This is a genomic window from Enterobacter sp. PL1 (assembly GCF_945957325.1).
GTDB classification, from domain to species: Bacteria; Pseudomonadota; Gammaproteobacteria; order Enterobacterales; family Enterobacteriaceae; genus Enterobacter; species Enterobacter roggenkampii.
Window position 1 is genome coordinate 1 of the sequence record NZ_CAMFKT010000067.1, and the last position, 2,936, is coordinate 2,936.

The 2,936-nt window shown below is 35.3% G+C and carries 3 protein-coding genes; all 3 read left to right on the forward strand.

From position 1 onward, the window contains the following. Nucleotides 1-60: 60 nt before the first annotated feature. Genes N6P30_RS24165 through N6P30_RS24175 form a run of 3 tightly spaced genes read left to right on the forward strand, consistent with a single transcriptional unit; the run spans nt 61 to nt 2,877 of the window. Entirely contained in the window at nt 61-438 is a 378-nt protein-coding gene (locus N6P30_RS24165) for a GtrA family protein (protein WP_004198893.1), read from the forward strand. Next, nucleotides 435-1,415 carry a glycosyltransferase family 2 protein gene (locus N6P30_RS24170; RefSeq protein ID WP_004198905.1) on the forward strand — a complete coding sequence of 327 codons (981 nt, stop codon included), beginning with the start codon at nt 435-437 and terminating at the stop codon, nt 1,413-1,415. Before N6P30_RS24165 ends, N6P30_RS24170 begins: the two co-directional genes overlap by 4 nt. Before the next feature lies 1 nt (nt 1,416). After that, nucleotides 1,417-2,877 carry a glucosyl transferase GtrII family protein gene (locus N6P30_RS24175; RefSeq protein WP_057069252.1) on the forward strand — a complete coding sequence of 487 codons (1,461 nt, stop codon included), beginning with the start codon at nt 1,417-1,419 and terminating at the stop codon, nt 2,875-2,877. Nucleotides 2,878-2,936: the final 59 nt, after the last annotated feature.

Genomic DNA, 2,936 nt, shown 5'->3' on the forward strand with positions numbered 1-2,936 from the left:
TGTAGTTTGTTAGAATGCTGCCGCCTTTAACATCCAATTGGAACGCTAGCGGAGTATATAATGCCAAGTTCAGGCCCATTATGGCAACTAATGAAATATGGGTTAGTTGGGATAGTCAATACACTAATTACGGCAGTTGTAATTTTCCTGCTAATGCATTTGGGTCTTGGCATTTATCTGTCCAATGCGATGGGTTATGTTGTAGGTATTGTTTTCAGCTTCATAGCAAACACAATATTTACATTTACGCAACCAATTAGCATCAATAGACTAATAAAATTTTTATGTGTTTGCTTCATTTGTTATGTGGCAAATATCATTGTCATAAAAATATTTTTCGTTTTTATGCCAGAAAAAATATATTCAGCACAAATCCTTGGGATGTTCACATACACTATCACAGGTTTTATTTTAAACAAGTTCTGGGCGATGAAATGACAACCTCAACTGATATAAAAAGCACTCCTTCTTTAGCTATTGTGGTACCTTGCTATAATGAACAAGAGGCTTTTCCTTTCTGTCTCGAAAAGCTTTCGAATGTACTAAATTCATTGATAGCCAGAAATAAAATTAACAACAATAGTTATCTTTTGTTTGTCGATGATGGTAGTCGTGACAATACTTGGGCACAAATTAAAGATGCCTCGACCGCTTATCACTATGTGCGAGGAATAAAATTATCAAGAAATAAAGGACATCAAATTGCCTTAATGGCAGGGTTACGCTCGGTCGATACAGACGTAACCATTAGCATCGATGCGGATCTACAAGATGATGTAAATTGCATCGAAAAAATGATTGACGCTTACAGCCAGGGATATGACATAGTATACGGCGTAAGATGTAATCGAGACAGTGACACTTTTTTTAAACGTACAACAGCTAATGCATTTTACGCAATAATGTCCCACATGGGTGTAAATCAAACTCCAAATCATGCAGATTATCGATTATTAAGTAATCGTGCGTTGGAGGCTCTTAAACAATATAAAGAGCAAAATATATATTTACGTGGATTAGTGCCTCTTGTGGGATACCCCTCGATCGAGGTGCAATATAGCCGTGAAGAAAGAATTGCAGGTGAATCAAAATATCCAATAAAAAAAATGCTTGCGCTGGCTCTCGAGGGAATTACCTCATTATCAGTTACACCGTTACGAATTATAGCTATGACAGGTTTTATAACTTGCATCATATCTACCATCGCTGCGATTTATGCTTTAATTCAAAAAACAACAGGTACTACAGTTGAGGGATGGACATCAGTCATGATCGCTATATTCTTTCTTGGCGGTGTGCAAATGCTTTCTTTAGGTATTATAGGAGAATATGTCGGGAAAATTTATATAGAGACGAAAAATAGACCTAAATATTTCATTGATGAAAGCGTAGGTAATGATAGCAATGGAAAATAATATGCAAAACCTGATCAATTCTTTAGCAGAGGGAAATAAAAAAAACGTTTACATTTTTTATTTCTTTCTGATTATGTTAACATTTTCACCGGTAATTTTCTTTTCATATGCATTTTCAGACGACTGGTCAACATTCTTTGATGCTATAACAAGAAACGGTTCTTCGTTTCAGTGGGATGTTCAATCTGGTCGTCCCGTTTATGCTGTGTTCCGTTACTATGGACAAATGTTAATTAATGATATTTCTTCATTTTCGTATTTGCGTCTTTTTAATATATTAAGTCTGGTTGTCTTAAGTAGTTTTATTTACAACTTCATAGACAGCAGAAAAATATTTGATAACCCCGTATTCAAAGTAATATTTCCGCTGTTAATTTGCTTACTCCCTGCGTTTCAAGTTTATGCTTCATGGGCAACATGTTTCCCTTTCACTATTTCAGTATTGCTGGCAGGTATTAGTTATAATAAATGTTTCCCACATTCGAAGCAGCGATCGTCATTGCCAGAAAAATTAGCATCCATTGTTGTTTTATGGGTGGCATTTGCAATATATCAACCGACAGCAATTACATTCTTATTCTTTTTTATGCTTGATAGTTGTATAAAAAAAGAAAGTAGTTTAACTGTGAAAAAAGTTGCGACATGTTTTATCATTTTAGTTATCGGTGTTGCAGGCAGTTTTATAATGTCAAAAGTACTTCCTGTCTGGCTATATGGGGAATCATTATCGAGATCCGAGTTAACCGCAGATATCGGTGGAAAGATGAAATGGTTCATAAATGAATCACTAATAAACGCTGTAAATAACTATAACATACAACCAGTAAAAATATATTCTTGGTTCTCCTCGCTTGCAATTTTAATCGGCTTATACACTATTTTAGTGGGAAAATCAGGCAGATGGAAAACGTTCATAGTCATAGCGATCGGGATAGGTTCCTACGCTCCAAATTTAGCGACAAAAGAGAATTGGGCAGCATTCCGCTCGTTAGTGGCCTTAGAACTTATTATATCAACTCTATTTCTCATTGGCATAAATAGCCTTGTCAGTAGAATTTTTAAGCAAGCATTTGTCTGGCCTCTTATCACTTTAACAATTATGATAATAGCTCAGTATAATATTATAAATGGATTTATTATTCCTCAACGCTCTGAAATTCAGGCACTTGCTGCGGAAATAACTAATAAAATACCTAAGAATTACACAGGAAAATTAATGTTCGATCTCACAGATCCTGCTTACAATGCCTTTACAAAAACACAGAGATATGATGAGTTTGGGAATATTTCATTAGCAGCGCCCTGGGCGCTCAAAGGTATGGCTGAAGAGATCAGAATTATGAAAGGATTTAATTTCAAACTATCTAACAACGTTATAATTTCTGAGACCAATCGATGTATTGATGATTGTATGGTTATCAAAACGTCAGATGCAATGCGAAGGTCAACGATAAATTATTAGTAATTTCTGTGCCGCCCTCATTTTTTATGGGGGCGCTATTACAGTAATCATAAAATACG